The organism is Microcystis sp. M53602_WE12 (genome assembly GCF_030065455.1).
GTDB lineage: Bacteria > Cyanobacteriota > Cyanobacteriia > Cyanobacteriales > Microcystaceae > Microcystis > Microcystis aeruginosa.
Map to the genome: position 1 here is coordinate 1 of NZ_JASJFB010000396.1, position 1,030 is coordinate 1,030.

Annotated in this window: 2 protein-coding genes; both read right to left on the reverse strand. The window is 44.4% G+C overall.

Features of this window, described 5'->3' with window-relative positions; genetic code table 11:
- Nucleotides 1-58: 58 nt before the first annotated feature.
- Nucleotides 59-256, reverse strand: coding sequence for a type II toxin-antitoxin system MqsA family antitoxin (locus tag PX482_RS13455; RefSeq protein ID WP_071995596.1), 198 nt, complete (start codon nt 254-256; stop codon nt 59-61).
- 57 nt (nt 257-313) lie between these two features.
- On the reverse strand, nt 314-1,030 hold a 717-nt coding region (locus tag PX482_RS13460; protein ID WP_288122545.1), incomplete at its 5' end, for a peptidylprolyl isomerase.

The following is a 1,030-nucleotide window of genomic DNA, read 5'->3' on the forward strand; positions in this document are numbered from 1 at the left end:
AGTGCAACCCAACACATAACATGAAGAATAATAGGGGGATGATGTTGGGTTTCCGTTGTCAACCCCACCTACAAAATAGGCGATCGGACTTATGTAAAACCTCCGCAGTGACCGACTCGCTTAGATAATACTCCCCGCAATTCTGACAGATATCCGCAGGGACTTGTTTTAAAATCATGATATAATTATCCCTCTCTAAAGTAACGGTAACAAAACTCGATCGAGTCGTACCATATTTACAGATCACACATTCCATAGTTCTTATCTTCACTTGCTACGTTTGCGGGGTGAGTATTACCCACCCCGTCCACAATTAATTACTTAACTCGTATTTTATTTCCTGAATCTTCTCCTTTACCCAACCGTTAAACAACTCGGCACGGATTTGCAAAGCCAACTCCTCGGTTAATTTTGGCTTAAGGATTTCCTCAACGAAAATCAGGTGAAAACCTCGATCGCCTTGCAACGGTTTCAACAATTGAGAAGAATCCGATGCGAAAATTGCGGCCGAAAGATTCGGTCGTAAATCCTTACGGTAAACAGTACCGCGATAACCTCCCTTGCGTCGTAATTCCACATCCTCGATATAGCGGTGCGCTACTTCCTGAAAGCTGATTTCCTCCTCCTGAATCGATTCATACAACTCCTCCGCCATCGCCTGATCTGCTAACACCACCTCGTAGATCACCGCGCCGGTATAATCTAGCTGGTGTTCCACAAAATAGGATTCAATTTTGTCTGCGAAAAGATGTTCGGCTAATTTACCCGATAGTAAATTGAATTGAACGATTGCCTCGAAATCGTCTAGGGATAAGCCCTGTTTTTGCAACCAATTCCATGTATCTTTGGCGTTATGTAATTCATTGGCGAGACGGAATTGATCGGCCGCCTGTTGTAACTCGTCAGTCGTGTTTTTAATCCCCGCTGCCGTGGCGGTTTCGGTGATGATTTTCCGACCGATAATTCCCTCGACTATTTCGGGAACTTTCCCCGATAGCTTAAGCTGTTGGATAAGGTCTTGATTGCTGAT

Bases quoted from the DNA above. Each gene is read 5' to 3' on its own strand.
- PX482_RS13455 (WP_071995596.1), bottom strand. From the start codon at position 256: ATGGAATGTGTGATCTGTAAATATGGTACGACTCGATCGAGTTTTGTT.